The following is a 19,935-nucleotide window of genomic DNA, read 5'->3' on the forward strand; positions in this document are numbered from 1 at the left end:
CGCCTGAAGAGTTTGATGAGGTTTTAAAATGGCTGAACGTCTGAATAATGACTTCCAGTTCATCGAGGTCGGGCGCAAGGATCCGAAGAAGAAACTGTTGCGTCAACGCAAGAAAGAGTTCGTGGAAATCTACGAACCGTTCAAACCCCAGCAGTCGGCCGACCAGGCCCACCGCTGCCTGGGTTGCGGTAACCCGTATTGCGAATGGAAGTGCCCGGTGCACAACTTCATTCCCAACTGGCTGAAGCTGGTGGCCGAGGGCAACATCCTCCAGGCCGCCGAGCTGTCGCACCAGACCAACACCCTGCCGGAAGTCTGCGGCCGGGTGTGCCCGCAAGATCGTCTGTGCGAGGGGGCCTGCACCTTGAACGACGGCTTCGGTGCGGTGACTATCGGTTCGGTAGAGAAGTACATCACTGACACGGCGTTTGCCATGGGCTGGCGTCCGGACATGTCCAAGGTCAAGCCGACCGGCAAGCGTGTCGCGATCATCGGCGCGGGCCCGGCGGGCCTGGGCTGTGCCGACGTGCTGGTGCGCGGCGGCGTGACTCCGGTGGTGTTCGACAAGAACCCGGAAATCGGTGGCCTGCTGACCTTCGGTATTCCCGAGTTCAAGCTGGAAAAGACCGTGCTGAGCAATCGCCGCGAAGTCTTCAGTGGCATGGGCATCCAGTTCCGCCTCAATACCGAGGTGGGCAAGGACGTGACCATGGAGCAACTGCTCGAAGAATACGATGCCGTGTTCATGGGCATGGGCACCTATACCTACATGAAGGGCGGCTTTGCCGGTGAGGATCTTCCGGGCGTGTATGACGCACTGGACTTCCTGATCGCCAACGTCAACCGCAACCTGGGCTTTGAAAAGTCGCCGGAAGATTTCGTCGACATGAAAGGCAAGAAGGTCGTGGTACTGGGAGGTGGCGACACGGCGATGGACTGCAACCGTACCTCGATTCGCCAGGGCGCCAAATCGGTGACCTGTGCCTATCGTCGTGACGAAGCGAACATGCCGGGCTCGCGCAAAGAGGTGAAGAACGCCAAGGAAGAAGGCGTGAAATTCCTCTACAACCGCCAGCCGATTGCGATCGTGGGTGAAGACAAGGTCGAAGGCGTGAAGGTGGTCGAGACCCGTCTTGGCGAGCCGGATGCCCGTGGCCGTCGCAGCCCCGAGCCGATCCCGGGCTCCGAAGAGATCATTCCGGCTGATGCCGTGGTTATCGCCTTCGGCTTCCGTCCGAGCCCGGCGCCGTGGTTCGAGCAGTTCGAGATCCAGACCGACAGCCAGGGCCGCGTCGTGGCACCGGAACAAGGTCAGTACAAGCACCAGACCAGCAACCCGAAAATTTTCGCCGGTGGCGACATGGTGCGCGGTTCCGACCTGGTGGTGACGGCAATCTTCGAAGGCCGCAATGCCGCCGAAGGAATCCTCGACTACCTGGGCGTGTAAATCTGCTTGACCGGCGTCGCTCCCTTCGCGGGCAAGCCTCGCTCCTACAGGGATCACATAACCCCGTAGGAGCGAGGCTTGCCCGCGAAGAGGCCGGCCGACTCAACGCAGAGTCAGCCGATGCAAACCGCGACAAATTGACCCGATAGACAAAAGGTGCGGCGCTTGCCGTGCCTTTTGCGTCTGGCTCTGAGAAAATGCCCGCACTTTTTTTCCGGATGCCGACATGACTGCCCTGAAGAACGACCGTTTCCTTCGCGCCCTGCTCAAGCAACCCGTAGACGTCACCCCTGTGTGGATGATGCGTCAGGCCGGTCGCTACCTGCCTGAATACCGCGCCAGCCGTGCCAAGGCCGGCGATTTCATGAGCCTGTGCATGAACCCGGCGTTCGCTTGCGAAGTCACGATGCAGCCGCTCGACCGCTATCCACAGCTGGATGCGGCGATCCTTTTTTCCGACATCCTGACCATCCCCGATGCCATGGGCCAGGGGCTGTATTTCGAGAGCGGTGAAGGTCCGCGCTTCAAGAAAGTCGTCAGCACCCTGGCCGACATCGAAGCCCTTCCGATTCCTGATCCGCAAAAAGACCTGGGCTACGTGATGGACGCGGTCAGCACCATCCGCCGCGAACTCAATGGTCGCGTGCCGCTGATCGGCTTTGCCGGCAGCCCATGGACTTTGGCCACTTACATGGTCGAAGGCGGCTCGTCGAAAGACTACCGCAAGACCAAAACCATGCTCTACGACAACCCGCAAGCCTTGCACCTGCTGCTGGACAAACTCGCGCAGACGGTCACCAGCTACCTCAACGGCCAGATCATGGCCGGCGCACAAGCGGTGCAGATCTTCGACAGCTGGGGCGGCAGCCTGTCGGCGGCGGCGTACCAGGAATTCTCCCTGGCCTACATGCGCAAAATCGTCAGTGGCCTGATCCGTGAGCACGAAGGGCGCAAGGTTCCGGTGATCCTGTTCACCAAGAACGGTGGCCTGTGGCTGGAAAGCATCGCCGATGCTGGCGCCGATGCATTGGGCCTGGACTGGACCTGCGACATTGGCAGTGCCCGCGAGCGCGTTGGCAGCAAAGTCGCCTTGCAAGGCAACATGGACCCGACCGTGCTCTACGCCAAGCCGGAAGCAATCCGCGCCGAAGTTGGCCGTATCCTCGCCAGTTACGGCAAGGGCAGTGGCCACGTATTCAACCTGGGTCATGGCATCACGCCGGAAGTCGATCCGGAACATGCTGGTGCCTTCTTGCGTGCGGTGCATGAGCTGTCGGCGCAGTATCACGAGTGATCGCTGCCCAATAAAAAACGCCCGGCAAATGCCGGGCGTTTTTGTATGAGACTTCAAGTGATACTCGGTCAATGTGGGAGCGGGCTTGCTCGCGAATGCGTAGTGTCAGACGACATCAATGTTGAATGACATACCGCATTCGCGAGCAAGCCCGCTCCCACAGTGGTTTTTTATCAGGCCTTGACTCCACCCAATGGTGGTAACTTCGCCAGTTTCAACGCTACCAGCAGCGCCACCACCAGCAAGGCGCCGATAAACAAGCCGATGCCAATCCACCCGCCCAGATGCCAGAAAAAGCCGCCTGCGGTACCGGCGATGCTGCCACCGGCGTAGTAGCTGAACAGGTACAGCGACGACGCCTGCCCCTTGGCCTTGGTAGCGCGACGGCCGATCCAGCTGCTGGCCACCGAATGGGCGCCGAAGAAGCCGAAGGTGAACACAAGCATGCCAAAAATCACCAGCGGCAGCGGCGTGAACATCGTCAGGCCAAGGCCCGCGATCATCAGCACGATGGTGCTCCAGAGCACTTTGCGACGACCGAGTTTGTCGGCCAGGGCGCCGATTTTCGCCGAGCTGTAGATGCCCGACAGGTACACCACCGACAGCAGGCCGACAAAGGCCTGATCCATGTGGTACGGCTCGGCCAACAAGCGATAGCCGATGTAGTTGAACAGGGTGACGAACGCGCCCATCAGCACAAAGGCTTCGAGGAACAGCAGCGGCAGGCCGGCGTCGCGAAAGTGCATGGTGAAGCCGTCGAGCAGGCTGCGCGGATGCAGCGAGCGGGCGCGGAAGTTGCGCGATTCGGGGAGGATTTTCCAGAACACCGCCGACGCGATCAGTGCCAGACCACCAATCACCAACATCGCCGTGTGCCAGCTGATGAAGTCGATCAACACACCGGTAATCAAGCGCCCGCACATCCCGCCGATGGCATTTCCGCCGATATACAGGCCCATGGCCAAACCGATGTGTTGCGGGTGAATTTCTTCGCTCAGATAGGTCATGGCGACCGCTGCAAGACCGCTCAATGACAACCCGATCAATGCGCGCATGATCAACACGCCGTGCCAACTGGGCATCATTGCGCTGGCCATGGTGAACAGTGCGGCGGCAAACAGCGCCGCGACCATCACCGGTTTGCGCCCGATGCGATCAGAGATCGGGCCGGTGATCAGCAGGCCGATGGCGAGCATGCCAGTGGCCACCGAAAGGATCAGGCTGCTCTGGGCTGCGTTGATGGAGTATTCATGTGACAGCAGCGGCATCATCGGCTGCACGCAGTAGAGCAGGGCGAAAGTCGCGAAGCCACCGCAGAACAACGCCAGCACGGTACGCATGAACGCCGGCGTGCCTTTTTCGATGTAGATCTCTTTCAGTTCGACGACGGCATCGTCCAGCGCTGCGGGTGGTACTTCGTGGGTGAGTGGAGCGACAGCAGTTTTCACGGTGGACCTCGCAGGAGCGCAGCCGGTCAGGCAATGAAAAAAGCATATAGCTGGCTAATGATTCAATCCAATATATTATTCGACCTGTTTGATAGCTTTAACGACCTAATGGGGTTTTCATGGAATTGCGTCATTTGCGCTACTTCATTGCTGTCGCCGAAGAACTGCATTTCGGCCGCGCTGCGCAGGTGCTTGGCATCTCTCAACCGCCGTTGAGCCAGCAGATTCAGGCGCTGGAACAGGAGGTCGGCGCGCGATTATTTGAGCGTACCAATCGTCGGGTCGAGCTGAGCGAGGCCGGTCGATTGTTTCTGGAGGAAGCGCGGCTGGTGCTGGCTCAGGTCGACAAAGCGGCGGATGTCGCCCGTCGGGCGCAATTGGGCGAGTTGGGCGAACTGAAAATCGGCTTCACCTCTTCAGCGCCGTTCAACTCGACGATTCCACAGGCGATTTTCTCGTTTCGCCAACGCTTTCCGGCGGTGCATCTGAATTTGCGGGAAATGAGCAGCACGCAAGTGGCCGATGCGCTGCTCGACGAGTCGATCGAGGTCGGGATCATGCGGCCGCTCGGTCTGCCCGATTCGTTAAGTGTGGTCGAGCTGATGCGCGAGGCGCTGGTCGCGGTGCTCAGTTCCAAGCATCCTTTGGTGAAGGACAGCGAAGAGGGATTGTTCCTGTCAGCCCTGGCCCTTGAGCCCTTCGTCTTTTTCCCCCGCAGCTATGGCAGTGGCCTGTACGCGCAATTGCTCAGCCTGGCCCGGGACGCCGGCTTCAGCCCGCACTTCGCCCAGGAGGCTGGCGAGGCGATGACGATCATTGGTCTGGTGGCGGCGGGCTTGGGCGTGTCGGTACTGCCGGCGTCTTATCAGCGGATGCGCATTGATGGCGTGGTTTATCGGCCGTTGCTCGATCCGGCGGCGGTGTCGGCGGTGTGGCTGGTGCAGCGCAAGGATCAGAAGTCGGCGATGGCGCGGGCGTTTGTTGAGTTGTTGACGCGTAAGGTTGAGCCGTTGAAAGCGTGAAGCGCAGATGATCGTTCCCACGCTCTGCGTGGGAATGCCTCAACGGACGCTCCGCGTTCGGCTCTTGATGGGACGCAGAGCGTCCCGGGCTGCATTCCCACGCGGAGCGTGGGAACGATCAAAATCGGAAAATTCGCCACTGCGCGTAAGACATTTCTGAAATCCGTCGAATAGGCTACAGCGCCTTGCAGCCTTACCTACAACTCTTCCAGAATCCGCCGGCTTGTGCGCTTCGAGGGTCGCCGCTAACTTGAGTCAGGTCACTGATGATCAGTGATCGGGTTTAGTAGCCCGTCCCAAATAAGCGCATTTGCGCTCCTGATAGGCAGGTATATCCATACCTGCCCTTGACGGTAGCTGTGCGCAGGGCGCCTTCGGGCGCGCCGGGATACTTGGGCCGGTCTACTAACCTGCGTACAGCTGCCACCCTTCTTTTTCAGGACGCTGACTCATGACCCATACGCCAAATCCACCGGACACTGATCCGGACGCGCCACACCAACCCAGCCCGATCTTCCTCATTGCCCCCGATATCGACAACCACACCCTGCTCGAATACGCCTGTGTATCGCTGGCATCAGCAAACGTTATGGCGAGTGACTTCGCTAGAGACCTGAAGGGATCGCAAGGCCACACGCTATTGGGCATTCAGCAGTCGATCATGCTGGGAGAAATGGCGGTAAATCGGGTGTTGGATAACCTCGATCCACCATGACCGATCAATTCTGCCGCTGGGACTCTGCCGAGTACCTGAAAACCGAAGAGGACATCGCAGAATATCTGCGTGCTTGCATGGAAGTGGGTGGAGATGATCCAGAATTCATCGCCAAGGCGTTTGAGGTTATCTCGCGTGCTCGTGGTTTACGAGCAATGTTCCCGAAAGGGGCTTGTGAAACTCTGAGGATCCTGGGAAACCAGCCATCGCAGAGCCAGGCAGGTAAAGGGCGATGACAAGCCGACCTGCCTGCGAAGGGGCGCCGAAAGGCGCCCCTTGTCGTTTCTGGCGTTGATCGTTGAATGCCTCAACGGACGCCTTGCGTTCGGCTCCGGATGGGACGCAGAGCGTCCCGGGCTGCATTCCCACGCAGGAGCGTGGGAACGATCACATCCGGGGGAGGGCAGGACCCCTTGTAGGAGCGAGCCTGCTCGCGAAAAACATCTGGACAACGCGGGCATTCAGGCAGAACGCGTTATCGTTGACGTCCATCGCGAGCAGGCTCGCTCCTACAGGTTACGGCCAGCGCTTGAATATCAACGACGTATTCACCCCGCCAAACGCAAAATTATTGTTCATCACAAACTGATTACTCATCTGCCTGAACTCACCGCGCAGGTAGTCGAGTTTGCCGCAGTTCGGATCAACTTCGTCCAGGTTGAGGGTGTGCACATACAGGTCGCGGTTGAGCATTTCGATGCTGAACCAGGATTCCAGCGCACCGCAGGCGCCGAGGGTGTGGCCGAGGAAGCTTTTCTGCGAGCTGATCGGCATGTGTTCGCCGAACAGGCTGCTGGTGGCCTGGGTTTCGGCGATGTCTCCCTGTTCGGTCGCCGTGCCGTGACCGTTTACATAACCGATATCCGACGGCTTCAGGCCGGCGTCTTCCAGCGCCAGCTCCATGGCCCGGCGCATGGTGACTTGCTCCGGCCGGGTGGTGTGCTGGCCGTCGGCGTTGCTGCCGAAGCCAACGATCTCGGCATGGATATGCGCGCCACGCGCCAGGGCGTGTTCGAGTTCTTCCAGCACCAGCATGCCACCGCCTTCACCGATCACCAGACCGTCGCGGGCGCTGTCGTAAGGGCGTGGGGACAATTGCGGGGTATCGTTTTTCAGGCTGGTGGCGTAGAGCGCGTCGAAGACCATGGCTTCGGTCGGGCACAGCTCCTCGGCACCACCGGCGAGCATCAGCGGCAGGCGTCCGAACTTGATCGCCTCGTAGGCATAGCCGATACCCTGACTGCCGCTGGTGCAGGCGCTGGAGGTGGGGATCAGTCGACCGGTAAGGCCGAAGAAGATGCTGATATTGGCCGCCGTGGTGTGCGGCATCATGCGCACGTAGGAGTTGGCGTTCAGGCCTTCAGCCACTGAGTTGAGCAGCATGTTGCCGAACGCCTTGATCTCGTCGGTACTGCCGGTGGACGAGCCGCAGGCGACGCCCATGCGCCCGTCCTTGATCGATTCGTCGCCAAGCAATCCGGCGTCGGCCAGCGCTTGTTCCGCCGCGCCGACCGCCAGCCGTGATACACGGCCCATGCTGCGCAATTGTTTGCGCGTCCAGTGGCTCGGTACTTTGAAATCGTCGATGGGGCCGGCCAGGCGGGTGTTGAGTTCGGTGAAGCGATCCCACTCGTCCATCCGGCGGATACCGCTGCGGTTGGCCGCAAAGTGGCCGGCGATGGTGTCCCAATCGCTGCCCAGTGAGGTGATGCCGGCCATGCCGGTGACGACGACGCGCTTCATCAGCAGAGGCCTCCATTGACGGCCAGAACCTGCCGGGTGATGTACGAGGCTTCCGCCGACATCAGGAAATTAACAGCGCCGGCCACCTCTTCAGGGGTGCCCATGCGTTGTGCGGGGATCATTTTCATCAGTTCTTCCACCGGCACGTTTTCGTCGAGCATCGCGGTGTCGATCAGGCCGGGTGCGACACAGTTGACGGTAATTTTGCGCTTGCCCAATTCGATCGCCAATGCCTTCGCCGCGCCGATCAAACCGGCCTTGGAAGCGCTGTAGTTAACCTGGCCACGGTTGCCGATCAGCCCGGACACCGAAGTGATACAGACAATTCGCCCGGCGGCGCGACGACGGATCATCGGCATCATCACCGGGTGCAGCACGTTATAGAAACCGTCCAGGTTGGTGCGCATCACCACATCCCAATCTTCCTCGCTCAGCGCCGGAAAAGCACCGTCACGCGTCAGGCCGGCGTTGAGCACCACGCCGTAATAGGCACCGTGGGTTTCCACATCGGCTTCCAGAATGGCTTTGCACTTGGCGCGCTCGGATACGTCGAATTGCAGAATGCGTGCATTGCGTCCCAAGGTCTGGATTTCGCCCTGAACTGCCTTGGCGTCCGCCAGCCCGCTACGGCAATGCAGCACGATGTCATGCCCGGCCTGGGCCAGCCGCAGGGCGATGGCGCGGCCGATACCACGGCTGGAACCGGTGACCAGTACGGATTCAGTCATGGCTGCGTTCCTTGTGAAGAGCCTTGTGGCTCATGAAGATATTGAGCTGCCTGAGGCGGGCGATACACGTTCAGACGGGCGGTGGCATGAATGCCCGGCGCGTTGATGTGGCATTCGAACACGCCCATGCCGTTGTCGTCTTCCAGGGAGCGAAGGCCATGGATGGTCAGTTCGGTGCCGGCCGGAAAGCTTTCGACGTTGCATTCGAACTTGCGACTGCCCAGCAGAAAGCCGAGTTCCACTGCATCACCGCGCTGGCGCGCACGGCAACCGGCGAAAGCAGCGACGCTTTGGGCCATCAGTTCAATGCCGACCCAGGCCGGCAGGCTGCCATCGGGGCGATTGAACAGACCGTTGGGTTTGACCGTGAGGCGGGTGTAAATCTGCTCCTCATCGAACGCCAGGATCTGATCGATAAGGATCATGTCGCCAGCGTGGGGCAGTAGTTCGGCGAGAGGCCAGTCAATCATGGGCGTCTCCGATAATCAGGCTGACGTTGTTGCCACCGAAAGCGAAGGAATTGCTCATCAGGTAGCGGGGACCAGTGGACATCAGGCGACTGGCTGGGGTCACCCAATTCAGGGCGGGCAAATCAGGGTCCGGTTGGCCGTCCCATATGTGCGGTGGCAGGGCATATTCGCGGTTACTTGCGCTCAGGCTCAACCAGCAGAACGCCGCTTCCAGCGCACCGGCCGCGCCGAGGGTGTGGCCGGTCATCGGTTTGGTCGACGAGCAGGGGACGCCAGTCGGGAACAGCGTATTTACCGCCGAGCTTTCCATGGCGTCATTGTGTCGAGTGGCGGTGCCGTGCAGGTTCAGGTAATCGATCTGCCCGGGTTGCAGGTTCGCGCGACTCAAGGCTTTGCGCATCGCTTGCAAGGCGCCACGGCCAGTCGGTTCCGGTGCGGAAATGTGATGCGCATCGGAGCTCGCGCCACTGCCGAGCAGGGCAATCGGTTGGTTGCCGCCAGGCTGCTTGCTCATCAGAAACAGCACGGCCGCTTCACCAATATTGATGCCGTTGCGATTTACCGAAAATGGATTGCAGCGTTGGTCGGAAACCGCCTCCAGCGCTGTGAACCCGTTGAGAGTCAGCTTGCACAGGCTGTCGACCCCGCCGCACAGCACTACGTCGCACACATCCAGATCCAGCAGGCGTTGGGCACTCATCAGCGCGCGGGCACTGGAGGTGCAGGCAGTGGAAATCACATAAGCCGGGCCGCTCAATTGCAGCCAGTCGGCGAGGAAGTTTGCCGGCGCACTCAGTTCCTGTTGCTGGTAGTCGTACTCGACCGGGAACTGCTGCTCGCGGATGTAATGAGTCAGGCCCTGGCTGGCTTCCTCGATGCCCGAGGTACTGGTGCCCAGCACGACACCGATGCGGTCGCGGCCAAAGGTCTGGATCGCTTGATCGATGTCCTGGCGAATTTGCAGGGCGGCTTCCATCAGCAACTGATTGTTGCGGGTGTTTTGCCGGGATAGCCCGGCGGGAATCGCCGCCAGCTCGCCACGCACCGCCCCTACCGGCAACGACCGCTCTGGCACCCAGCCAGCTTCGCTGCGCATGCCGGAGCAATCGCCGGCAAACAGGTTGCGCGCGACTTCGTCCTTGTCACGCCCCAGTGCGCAGATAACCCGAGGGCATTCAGGTAGGCAGTCATGGTGCCTCCCCACTCAACGGCGTCACTTGGTATTTCGGGCCTTTGGGCAGATTCAATTCGAAGCTCATCGGTTGTGAATAACGGACGTCCCAGCGATCGGGTAACAAGCGTTGCGTCCCATGTTGCCAGGAGCCTGGATAATTCGCGGAAAGCTCGTCTTTAGGCGTCAGCGCAAACAGCAACGCAGCGAAAAGCTCCCGGGCTTCTGGATTGGGCGGTAGTAATCCGTCAGCGTGCCATTCACCGGCCACCAGTTTCTGACGTGCCTGAGGAATACCAAGCAGGTCCATCATCGACCAGCGAATGGCCGGCCCTTCACGCTGGATCACCAGCACCCAGTCCTGGCGCTGTTCGGCTTGCAGTCGCTGGATGTGCAGTTGCAGCGGCAATGACAGATTCGGCGTTTGCTCGGGCAAGGGCGCCCGACTGGCGCATGCGCTCAACAACAAGACACAACCCAGTAGCAGAAATCTCAGAATGCCCACTATCCCTGTAGGAGCGAGCTTGCTCGCGATGGACGTCAACGATAACGCGCGCTGTCTGAATAAGCGCGTTGTACAGACGTTTTTCGCGAGCAAGCTCGCTCCTACAGGTGAGTGCGTTGAGCGACTGGCAGTGAACATTAAAGAGCACCTTCCAACGGTTTTCGCACAACCACATTGTAGTTGTCGCTCAAATAACTCATGTCGCATCCCTTGCACAGAATTCTGAAATCACCTTCAACCGACGCTTGGCTTCACTGACGAACGGGTTGCGTTCGTCCCAGGCATAGCCGGCCAGAATCGAACTGATCATGCGGCGGATCTCCGGCGAACTACCCTCGTGGAAAATCACGTCCTGGAAGGTCCCGGTGTACCAGCCTTCGACGTAGCAGCGGAAGGTATCGACGCCGCGTTTGAGCGGTTCGGCGAACTCCCGTTGCCAGTCGACGGTTTCGCCTTGCAACTGGCGGTGCAGAACGCCCGCAGCCATGCTCGCCGAACGCATGGCGATGGTGACGCCGGATGAGAACACCGGGTCGAGGAATTCCGCCGCGTTGCCCAGCAGCGCAAAACCGGGCCCATGCAGGGTTTTGACGTTGGCCGAGTAACCGCCGATGGTTCGCGCTGGCGTGTCCCACTCGGCGTTGTTCAGCACACTGCAAAGGCTTGGTGTTTCGGCTATGAACCCACGCAAGCAATCGTCCAGATTGTCGGTGCGCCCCTCGAAGTGTTCGGCGGCCGCGACCACGCCTACCGAGCATCGCCCGTTGCTGAACGGGATGGTCCAGAACCAGATATCGCGCTTGGTTGGGTGGGTAGTGATGAGGATCTTGGTGCGATCGAAATTCGGGCTTTCGATTTTGTCCTCAACGTGGGTGAACACGGCTTGGCGCACCGGGAAATTCGACGGTGCTTCAAGGTCGAGCAGGCGTGGCAGGACGCGACCGTAACCGCTGGCATCGAGCATGAAATGAGCCTCGATGCGGTATTCGCTGCCGTCCTCGCGGCGCACGCCAAGCCGCGGTTTGGCTTGATCGATGTCGACGCTGACGATGGCTTCGCCGTAGCGAATTTCAACGCCTTGCAGTACAGCTTGATCGGCCAGCAGTTTGTCGAAATCGGCGCGTTGCACCTGAAACGTCGTCGGCTTGCCCTGGGTGAAGGTGTCGCCAAAATCGAAGTCGCTGTACTGCTCGCCCCAGGCAAAGGCGGCGCCGGTCTTAAGCTGAAAACCAGCGGCGTTGACGGCGTCAAGCATGCCTGCCTCTTCGACGAAATCCAGGCAATGGCACAGCAGGCTTTCGCCGATGGAAAACCGTGGGAAATGCTGTCGCTCGATCACCAGCACATCGTGACCCTTGCGCTTGAGCAGCGCGGCGGCGATGGCGCCCGATGGGCCTGCACCGATGACCACGATCTGGCGATGTTCCGTTTCAACGGTTGACATGGGGGCTCCTTGCCGGGGCGGCAGCTTTCAGGGGGATCCGATGCATGCCGGCCAATGCCGGCAGCAGTGTCGCGACCAGGCCCATCAGCATCAGCGCAAAGTACAACGCCGGGCTGATGAGCTGTTGTTGCAGCAGCAGGTTGAGAAAGACGATCTCGCTCAAGCCGCGAATGTTCAGCAAAACGCTTTCCCGCCAGCGGCTGGCACCCTGGAAGGAGGCGCCGGCCCAGCCGAGGCCGAGCCAGTTGCCCAGCAGTTTGCTGGCAATCGGCAATACCAGCAGCGCCGCCAGTTGCATCCAGCCGAGGTTGTCCAGCGCGCTGTGGACATTGATCTGCACGATGCCGAACGTGAGGATCAACGGAATGGCAACGTAGGTCTGTAAGCGGCTCATCCAGATCGCTGGCAGCGGCAGTACCAGCGGCGCCTTCAGCGCGGCCATGATCAACACATAACCGATACCGAAAATCAGCGCATTGAGCTTGTAGTGTTCGGCCACCACCAGCAGTCCGAAAAAGCCCAGGCTGTACAACCACAATTGACGCAGGCCCAGCAGCCTCAGCAGCACAGGCAGACAGGCGCCGGCCAACGGTAGCAGCAGGCTGCTCAGGTGCAGGGTGCCCTGGGCGATGGCGAACAGGGTCCAGCAGGTGAGGTCGATGAGGATCGCGGTTTGCACCAGTCGCCGGGTCGCTGCAGGCGGGTAATTGATATGCCGCAGGTACAGGTACAGCACCGGAATCGCGGTGATGGCGAACAATAGACCGACCGCCAGGGAGCTGAGCCATGGCTGCGGCGGCAGCAGCCAGATCGCCGTGGCGAGGCCGCAGGCAAACGGAATACAGAAACTGGGAAGAGCGATCTTCAGGCTCTGGCGGTCCAATTGCAGGTCGATCACGTCGCTGAGGATATAGCCCAGCAACAGCGCGAAACTCAGGCTGTAGAGGTTTTTCAGCCAGACCGGCGACACCAGCGCAGCGCCGCTCAACTGCCATTGCGGTTCGATCCAGAAGTACATCAGCAGCGGCAAGCCGACGGTCGCCAGCAGCAACTGGCTGACGATCGGGATCAGGCCAAAGTGGCGACCAACGCGGGTCGCCACGGCGAACAGCGACAGGGCCATTGCCCAGAACAGCGCAATCATCATGCTGTCGGCTCCGCGACCGTGGCCGCATGTACGTGTTGACCCGCCCAAGGGGCAAGCATAAAGCTGAACATCAGACCCAGGCTGACCGAGAGGCCGAAATTACTCACTGCCGGTGTGCTCGAAACCGCCAGCAGGCCGAACGACAGCCAGGTGGTCAGTGCCGCCAGCAAGGTGCCCAGCAGGCTCACGGCGGCGCCGCCCACCTGTTCGCGCATGAGAATCGCATAATCGACGCTGATTGCCGTCACCAGCAGCAGGCCGAACAGACTGAATAGGGTCAACGGCTGCCCCAGCCAGCCGAGACTGGCGAGGCTGCACAGTGCGGCCAGCAGCGGCAGGGAAACGATGCGCAACGCGCCGCCCAGGCCGAACGGCAGGATCAGCACCAGCACGATCAGCACGCAGGAGGCGAGTTTCAGCTCGGCGGCACTGATTTGGGTGGCGGCGAACACACTGTTCAACTCACCCAGCCGATCCACCAGCTTTACGCCCGGCAAATCTTTGGCCTGAACCCGCAGCAGAGAAGGGTTGTTCAGGCCTTGCAGGCTGACCATCGCCGCCACGCCGTCAGCGGTCGGCCCCAGCCACAAACCGCGATAGGGTTCTGCCAAGGGGCCGGCCAGTGCGGCATCGATGTCTTCGGTGGGCAGTGCCTGTAGTTTTGTCAGCTCCGCTTGCAGCGCTTCGACCGGCACGCCCACATCGAGCAATGGCTGCCAGAACTGCGGCAGTTTGCTCAACGCCTCGCGCACCTGACGCTGTTCGCTCGGCTGGCTGACCAGTTGATTGAGCGACAGGTAACCTTGGAGTTTTTCCAGACCGATCAACTGATCCAGGCGTTCGTTCAGCGCGGTCTGGCGTTCGAGCAATTGCTGTTGATCGGCCGCGTGCACCAGGAAGAACTGGCTGGTGGGCTGATAGCCGGTGATTCGCGCAATGGTCTGCGCTTCGTCAGTCAATTGCTGTGGTGCGCCGACCCATTGGCGGATGTCATTTTTCGTTTCGAGCTGCAGCAAGCCGCCGGCGCAGAAGGCAATCAGCAGCGCCAGCAATACGGGTGTGCTCAGGCGTTTGAGCAATGCTTCACGAAGCCCCAGCAAATAAGCGGACACCCGCAGCGGCCACTGCGCCGGGCGTAGTTCCAGCCCCTTGAGCAGCGCCGGCAGCAGGCACACAGCGGACAAGTAGGCACCGAGTAGACCGGCGGCGGAGAACACCGCGATCTGGGTCAGCGCCGGGAACGGGGTCCAGGCCAGCGCCAGGTAGCCGATGGCGCTGGTGATCAGGCTCAGGGTCAGGCCCGGCAAAGTCAGACGCAGGGCAGGCCAGCTGTGCCAGGGTTTCAGGCTCCAGCTCTTGGACAGGTAATGCAGCGGGTAGTCGACGGCGACGCCGATCAGGCTCGAACCCAGCACCAGGGTCATCACATGCAGGTGGCCGAACAGCGCCACGCAGGCCACTGCGCCGAAGAGCATGCCTACCAGTACCGGGACGAAGGCCAGCAATACGCGCCAACGACGGAAGGCCAGCAACAGCAGCAACAGAATCCCGGCCGTGGCACCGCCGCCGACCCAGGTCATCTCTCGGGTGGCTTGCTTCTGACCATTGGCGGCATACAGCAGGCCGCTGGCCGCCAGCAGTTGCACGCCTGACTCGGCGGCTTCCTCGCGGCTGTGCTGGAGCAGATTGGCCACCTGCAGCGGCAGGTTCATGTCGAACGCGTTGCCAGTGGTCCGCGCGCGCAGCAATACCCAGCTTTTGCCATCGGCGTCAGCGATCAATGCGCCGCTGCCGATGTCCAGTTGCACCGATCCATGTTGCGGCTGACTGTTCTGGATACGTCCGGTCAGGCCCAGCCAATCATCCTGACTGGATACAAGGCTGAAACCGGTGAAAGGATCGAACAGTGCTTGCACCCGTTGCTGGATGAAGGCGTCAGGATGCTCGATCAGTTGCTTTCGATCTTCGGCCGAGAGCATCGCCAGGCGACCTTGCAACAGTTGCGTGCGCAGCGCCGGCAAGTCGGCTTGCAAGTTCCACTGGACCTTTTCGAACAGGTCGCTGGCTTGCCATTGATCGCCCAGCTTCTGCGCCATGGCAATGGCTTGTTCGCGATCTCTATGACCCACCAGCACCAGCATTTCACGGTTGAGCGGCTCTTGCATGCGTTGTTCGGCGCGCAGTTCCAGAGCGTCCGGCGCGGTGCCGGGCACCAGTTCCATCAGGTTGGCCGACAGCGGTGCGCCGTCGCGCCATTGCCAGCCGGCGAGCGCCAGCACTGCCAGCAGCAGGATCAGGAACAGCCGCGGCAGCATCCGCTCACTCGGCAAAGTCATGTTGCTCCGCGTCGCTTAACGGTTGAGCGCTGGTACTGTCCTGCATGCGCAGCAGGGTGCTGTCGCCCTGGGTTTCCAGCAGCTCGATGCTGTGCACCAGTTCTCCACCGGTGATGTTGATCTGATTGAATACTTGCTTGAGCAGCATCGAGCGTGGCACCAGCGTCAGCTTCCAGTTCTGTGCGTCGCCGCTCAGCGCTAGCTCGAAATCCCGTTGCAGCCCACTGCTGTCGCCTTGCAGCACGGCGAGGAACAAGCGGTTCTGCTCGGCGCCGGCGCTCTTGCCCGGCAGCATCTGCCAACCACTGGCGTCGCGTCGGGCAATGCCCTTGGCGGTGATGCGGTAATCCTGCTGCAAAGGTGTTTTCAACAGCCAAAGCAAGCCGTGGTTTTTCGCCAGGACGAAGGTGCCTTTACTGGTCAGCGGCTGCGGCAGGGCGCGCAAGTGTTTTTCCTGGACGAAATTGCCGTGGATCACCTCGGGCTTGGCCAGTTGGTCGCTGAGCTGTTGCAGATCGAACGCCTGCGCCAGACCCGGAATGCCCAATAAAACACAGAACACTGTAGGAGCGAGCTTGCTCGCGAAAAACCTGAGAACGCCACGGGGTGTCAGGTGCCCAGCGTCATCGTTAACGACCATCGCGACGGTGCGACGATTCGACAGGCTCGCTCCTACAGGGGACCGGGTGAAAGTCATGGGAGGGCCCTTTCGACAGCGTCGGTGAAGACTTTCGGTGATGCCAGTTGCATCTCGCGATTGCTCATGTCGACAGCGACCTGCACGGAAACGGCTCGGGTCAATCGCTCACCGGTTTGCAGATCGCTGATCAGGTAGTTGATCTTCAGACGGTTCTCCCACTCCACCAGATTGGCGCGCACGTTGAGCTTCTGACCAAACACCGCGCCGCGCACGTAGCGCAGTTGCAGGTCGATCACCGGCCAAGCGTAGCCAGACTCGGACATGGCGCTGTAGTTGTGGCCGATTTTGTCCAGCAACGCGCAGCGGGCGACTTCCAGGTATTTGACGTAATGGCCGTGCCAGACGACGTTCATGCTATCGACGTCAAAGAACGGCACGAGGATTTCCGTATCGACGTGGAGCACTCCCTTGCTACGCATGCAGCCTCCAGTGCTGTTCGGCGATTCGTTGCAGGCACAGGCGCAATTCGCCTTCCAGAGCGCGGTCTTCGATGACTGGCGGGAAGTCCTTGGCCAGCTCGATGTGCATGGCGGCCAGGGCCGGTGGCAACGGGCGAGCATCTTCGGCCTGACCCCGCAGCCAGACGCCCTGATTGGCGGCCAACAGCGTGGCGGCGGCGACCTGTTCGGTCAGCTCCAGCACGCGGATCGCATCGCGGGCGGCGATGGTGCCCATGCTCACCTTGTCCTGGTTGTGGCATTCGGTGGAACGCGAAAACACGCTGGCCGGCATGGTGTTTTTCAACGCTTCGGCGGTCCAGGCACTGGCGCCGATCTGCACCGCCTTGAAGCCGTGATTGAGCATCGCCCGGTCGGCCGTGGCGCCGGATAAATTGCTCGGCAAGCCGTGGTTGTAGCGTTCGTCCACCAACAGCGCGAGCTGGCGATCCAGCAGATCGGCGACGTTGGCCACCAGGTTTTTCAGGCTGTCCATGGCGAAGGCGATATGGCCGCCATAGAAGTGCCCGCCGTGCAGCACTCGCTCGGCCTCGGCGTCGATGATCGGGTTATCGTTGGCGCTGTTGAGTTCGATCTCGATGAACGAGCGCAGCCAGTTCAGGCTGTCGGCCAGTACGCCGAGTACGTGGGGCGCACAACGCAGGGAATAGCGGTCCTGCAGGCGATGCAACGGCGCGGTCGGCGCGTCGATCGCCAGATCCTTGCGCAACCACGCGGCGACTTGCATCTGTCCCGGATGGGGTTTGGTGGCGAACAGACGCTCGTCGAAGTGCTCCGGATTGCCTTGTAGGGCGACCACGTTCAACGCGGTGATGCGGGTGGCCAGTTGCAGCAAATAATCGGCGCGGGCGTAGGCCAGGCAGGCGAGGCCGGTCATCACCGCAGTGCCGTTCATCAGCGCCAATGCTTCTTTCGGGCGCAGCACCAGCGGCGTCCAGCCGAGTTCGCGATGCACATCGGCGGCCTGACGGCGTTCGCCACGCCAGATCACTTCGCGTTCGCCGGACAGGGTCGCGGCGACATAGGACAAAGGCGTCAGATCGCCGCTGGCGCCTACCGAGCCTTCTTCCGGAATCAGCGGCAGGATGTCGTGCTCAAGAAACGCTTGCAGGCGCTCCAGCAGTTCCACACGCACCCCGGAAACACCGTGGCACAGCGACTGCAACCGCGCCGCCAGCACTGCACGAGTGGCCTGGGCGTCGAGCAGTTTGCCCAGACCGCAGCCGTGGAACGTGTACAGATGACGCGGCAGCGCCTCGACGTGATGCAGCGGCACCGCCACCACGCAGGAATCGCCGTAACCGGTGGTTACGCCATAGATCACGCCTTCCTTGTCCAACAGGGAGTCCAGGAATCGCGCGCCCTTGGCGATGCGTTCGCGGTACGCGGGGTCGCTCTGCAACTGCGTCGGCGCCTGGCGGTTGGCCAGGGCCAGCACGTCTTCGATGCGCAAAGGGAGTTCGCCGAAGGTTACCGGCTCAAGCGTTGGCGTCGTCATCGGTCTTCCAGAAAGGGTAAAAGTTGAACCACTGTTGAGGCGCTTCGAGGCAATAGTGACTCAGGCGCTCGGCATAGCGGGAGGCCCACTGATGAATGACCTGCTCGCGGTCGCTGCGTTTCCAGCTGATCGCCTGCGCGAACGGTTCCAGGGTCAATCGATAATCGCCGTCGGGTTTCTTCAGGCACAGCAGCAAGTTCACCGGGCATTTCAGCAGACCGGCCAGCAGCCATGGCCCTTGTGGAAATTTTGCCGGGTAGCCAAGGAAGTCCACGGTCACGCTGCGCCCGCCATGCAAGGGCACGCGATCGCCGGCGATTGCCAGCCACTCGCCGCGCTCCAGGCGTTCATGCAATTGCAGCATGATCACCGGGTCCAGTTCGCTGACCTGAATCAAGCGCAAATTGGTCGCACCGGCTTCGCCCAGCAAGCGGTTGAACTGCTCGGCATGCTTGGTGTGCACCAGCACGTTCATTGTCACCTTCTCGCCGATCTCCGCCAGCGCACGGCAGACTTCCAGGTTGCCCAAGTGCGCCCCCACCAGCATCTGCCCGCGTGTGCCGCGCAACTGATTGCGCAGCAGCGCCGGGTCGATGATTTCGATCTGCTCGATGCTCAGCTTGCCGTTCCACACGTCGAGCTTGTCGAGCATGGAGTCGGCGAAGGCCATGAACTGGCCGAATACTCGCCAATGGGTCGGAATTATTTCGATTCGACCGCTCCAGTCGGCAAGCCGCTGCTGGTACTGCCAGGCACTGTGGCGGGCGCTGCGGCCAAACAGGAAAAAGTACAACACGATGCCGTACAGCAGCGGGCTCAATAGCCGGCGACCGAGGACTTTGGCACCGAACGCGGTGAGCTTCATCAGCCAGAAACTGCCGCGCTCCTCGCGGTCGGCCCAGTGTTGTTTGTCCGCGGTCATGCTCGCCACCGCCGCCAGAGGATCACGGGCGAGCGCAGCAACATGCCGAAGAACAACCGGGTGTGCATGCTTGAAATCAACACGTTGTCGTGGAACATCCGGAAATGCGAAACACCGTCCAGGGGGTAATGGACTTTGGTCTGCAACCATTGCATCGGCTGATTGCGCCAGGCCAGGCGTACCAGAATGTCCGAGTCGAAATCCATACGCTTGCCGATTTTCGCAGTGTCGATCAATGCCAGAACCGGCGGCAACGGATAGACACGGAAGCCGCACATGGAATCGCGAATCTGCAACGACAGGGTGTTGATCCAGACCATGACGTGAGTCAGGTAGCGTGCGTACAAGCGACCTTTGGGCACGCTGGCGTCGTATTGCGGATAACCGCAGATCACGGCGTCAGGATGCGCGCGCGAGTGTTCGATGAAGACCCGAACGTCTTGCAGGTCATGTTGGCCGTCGGCGTCCACCTGCAATGCGTGGCTGAAGCCCAGGCGCGCGGCTTCACGCAGACCGGTCATCACCGCTGCGCCTTTGCCCTGATTGGCGGCGAGGCGGATCAGATGAACCTTGTCGCGCCGGGCCAATTGATCCAGAACCGCAGCGCAGGATTTATCGCTGGCGTCGTCCACCAGAATGCACGGCAGGTGACTGGCGAGCAGCGCGTCGACCACGGTGGTGATCGCGGTTTCGTGGTTGTAGACCGGGATGACGGCGCAGGGGTTATGCATATCGGCTCACATCTCGCCCATGTAGCAGCTGGCGAAGCCTGCGTCCGGCCGCGAAGCGGTCGTAAACCAGTGTTTGAGGTCTTTCAGAATAGTTGTGGTGATCCGGATGCGAGCGCTTCGCGTTCGAACGCAGCCTTCGGCAGCTGCTACAGGGAA

At 60.9% G+C, this 19,935-nt stretch carries 18 protein-coding genes and 1 pseudogene; 5 read left to right on the top strand and 14 right to left on the bottom strand.

What is annotated here, in order from left to right:
* Window positions 1–28 precede the first annotated feature (28 nt).
* A complete protein-coding gene (locus CES87_RS12200; protein ID WP_034148620.1) occupies window positions 29–1,447 on the top strand; it encodes an FAD-dependent oxidoreductase in 1,419 nt (472 codons plus the stop codon).
* 226 nt (window positions 1,448–1,673) lie between these two features.
* Window positions 1,674–2,741, top strand: coding sequence for a uroporphyrinogen decarboxylase (gene hemE, locus CES87_RS12205; RefSeq protein WP_128606305.1), 1,068 nt, complete (start codon window positions 1,674–1,676; stop codon window positions 2,739–2,741).
* Between the two features lie 173 nt (window positions 2,742–2,914).
* Here the strand turns inward: hemE and CES87_RS12215 are convergent, their stop codons facing one another.
* Window positions 2,915–4,141 carry an MFS transporter gene (locus CES87_RS12215; protein ID WP_256590876.1) on the bottom strand — a complete coding sequence of 409 codons (1,227 nt, stop codon included), beginning with the start codon at window positions 4,139–4,141 and terminating at the stop codon, window positions 2,915–2,917.
* Window positions 4,142–4,308: 167 nt separating this feature from the next.
* Between CES87_RS12215 and CES87_RS12220 the strand changes: the two genes are divergently transcribed.
* The 3 genes from CES87_RS12220 to CES87_RS12230 all read left to right on the top strand — a co-directional run bounded on the left by CES87_RS12220 (window position 4,309) and on the right by CES87_RS12230 (window position 6,162).
* Window positions 4,309–5,211, top strand: coding sequence for a LysR family transcriptional regulator (locus CES87_RS12220; RefSeq protein ID WP_128606307.1), 903 nt, complete (start codon window positions 4,309–4,311; stop codon window positions 5,209–5,211).
* 451 nt (window positions 5,212–5,662) lie between these two features.
* Window positions 5,663–5,926, top strand: coding sequence for a DUF6124 family protein (locus CES87_RS12225; RefSeq protein WP_128606308.1), 264 nt, complete (start codon window positions 5,663–5,665; stop codon window positions 5,924–5,926).
* A complete protein-coding gene (locus CES87_RS12230) occupies window positions 5,923–6,162 on the top strand; it encodes a DNA-binding protein (RefSeq protein ID WP_128606309.1) in 240 nt (79 codons plus the stop codon). Before CES87_RS12225 ends, CES87_RS12230 begins: the two co-directional genes overlap by 4 nt.
* 280 nt (window positions 6,163–6,442) lie before the next feature.
* Here CES87_RS12230 and CES87_RS12235 read toward each other — a convergent pair whose 3' ends face one another.
* The 13 genes and pseudogenes from CES87_RS12235 to CES87_RS12300 all read right to left on the bottom strand — a co-directional run bounded on the left by CES87_RS12235 (window position 6,443) and on the right by CES87_RS12300 (window position 19,779).
* On the bottom strand, window positions 6,443–7,669 hold the full coding sequence (locus tag CES87_RS12235) for a beta-ketoacyl-ACP synthase (RefSeq protein ID WP_128606310.1): 1,227 nt from the start codon (window positions 7,667–7,669) through the stop codon (window positions 6,443–6,445).
* Window positions 7,669–8,397, bottom strand: coding sequence for a 3-oxoacyl-ACP reductase FabG (gene fabG / locus CES87_RS12240; RefSeq protein WP_128606311.1), 729 nt, complete (start codon window positions 8,395–8,397; stop codon window positions 7,669–7,671). The genes CES87_RS12235 and fabG overlap by 1 nt, the downstream gene beginning before the upstream one ends.
* Window positions 8,394–8,867: a hotdog family protein gene (locus CES87_RS12245; RefSeq protein ID WP_128606312.1), complete on the bottom strand. Its 474-nt coding sequence runs from the start codon at window positions 8,865–8,867 to the stop codon at window positions 8,394–8,396. The genes fabG and CES87_RS12245 overlap by 4 nt, the downstream gene beginning before the upstream one ends.
* Window positions 8,860–10,058, bottom strand: a pseudogene (locus CES87_RS12250) (beta-ketoacyl-[acyl-carrier-protein] synthase family protein). The gene CES87_RS12245 and the pseudogene CES87_RS12250 overlap by 8 nt, the downstream one beginning before the upstream one ends.
* The gene (locus CES87_RS12255; protein ID WP_371858198.1) at window positions 10,055–10,681 is read right to left on the bottom strand and encodes a hypothetical protein; all 627 of its coding nucleotides are present in this window, start codon (window positions 10,679–10,681) and stop codon (window positions 10,055–10,057) included. The pseudogene CES87_RS12250 and the gene CES87_RS12255 overlap by 4 nt, the downstream one beginning before the upstream one ends.
* Before the next feature lie 58 nt (window positions 10,682–10,739).
* Entirely contained in the window at window positions 10,740–11,987 is a 1,248-nt protein-coding gene (locus tag CES87_RS12265) for an NAD(P)/FAD-dependent oxidoreductase (RefSeq protein WP_128606314.1), read from the bottom strand.
* Complete coding sequence (locus tag CES87_RS12270; protein ID WP_128606315.1) at window positions 11,974–13,134, bottom strand: sodium:proton antiporter; 1,161 nt, start codon at window positions 13,132–13,134, stop codon at window positions 11,974–11,976. The genes CES87_RS12265 and CES87_RS12270 overlap by 14 nt, the downstream gene beginning before the upstream one ends.
* Complete coding sequence (locus CES87_RS12275) at window positions 13,131–15,470, bottom strand: MMPL family transporter (protein WP_128606316.1); 2,340 nt, start codon at window positions 15,468–15,470, stop codon at window positions 13,131–13,133. Before CES87_RS12275 ends, CES87_RS12270 begins: the two co-directional genes overlap by 4 nt.
* Entirely contained in the window at window positions 15,454–16,167 is a 714-nt protein-coding gene (locus CES87_RS12280) for an outer membrane lipoprotein carrier protein LolA (RefSeq protein WP_128606317.1), read from the bottom strand. Before CES87_RS12280 ends, CES87_RS12275 begins: the two co-directional genes overlap by 17 nt.
* Window positions 16,164–16,589 (bottom strand): thioesterase family protein, encoded by a 426-nt coding sequence (locus CES87_RS12285; protein WP_128606318.1) that lies wholly within the window; start codon window positions 16,587–16,589, stop codon window positions 16,164–16,166. Before CES87_RS12285 ends, CES87_RS12280 begins: the two co-directional genes overlap by 4 nt.
* Window positions 16,582–18,126 (bottom strand): histidine ammonia-lyase, encoded by a 1,545-nt coding sequence (gene hutH / locus CES87_RS12290; RefSeq protein WP_128606319.1) that lies wholly within the window; start codon window positions 18,124–18,126, stop codon window positions 16,582–16,584. Before hutH ends, CES87_RS12285 begins: the two co-directional genes overlap by 8 nt.
* Window positions 18,107–19,048 carry a glycosyl transferase gene (locus tag CES87_RS12295; RefSeq protein ID WP_128606320.1) on the bottom strand — a complete coding sequence of 314 codons (942 nt, stop codon included), beginning with the start codon at window positions 19,046–19,048 and terminating at the stop codon, window positions 18,107–18,109. The genes hutH and CES87_RS12295 overlap by 20 nt, the downstream gene beginning before the upstream one ends.
* A complete protein-coding gene (locus tag CES87_RS12300; RefSeq protein WP_128606321.1) occupies window positions 19,045–19,779 on the bottom strand; it encodes a glycosyltransferase family 2 protein in 735 nt (244 codons plus the stop codon). The genes CES87_RS12295 and CES87_RS12300 overlap by 4 nt, the downstream gene beginning before the upstream one ends.
* Window positions 19,780–19,935: the final 156 nt, after the last annotated feature.

Source organism: Pseudomonas sp. ERMR1:02 (assembly GCF_002277815.1).
Classification (GTDB): Bacteria; Pseudomonadota; Gammaproteobacteria; order Pseudomonadales; family Pseudomonadaceae; genus Aquipseudomonas.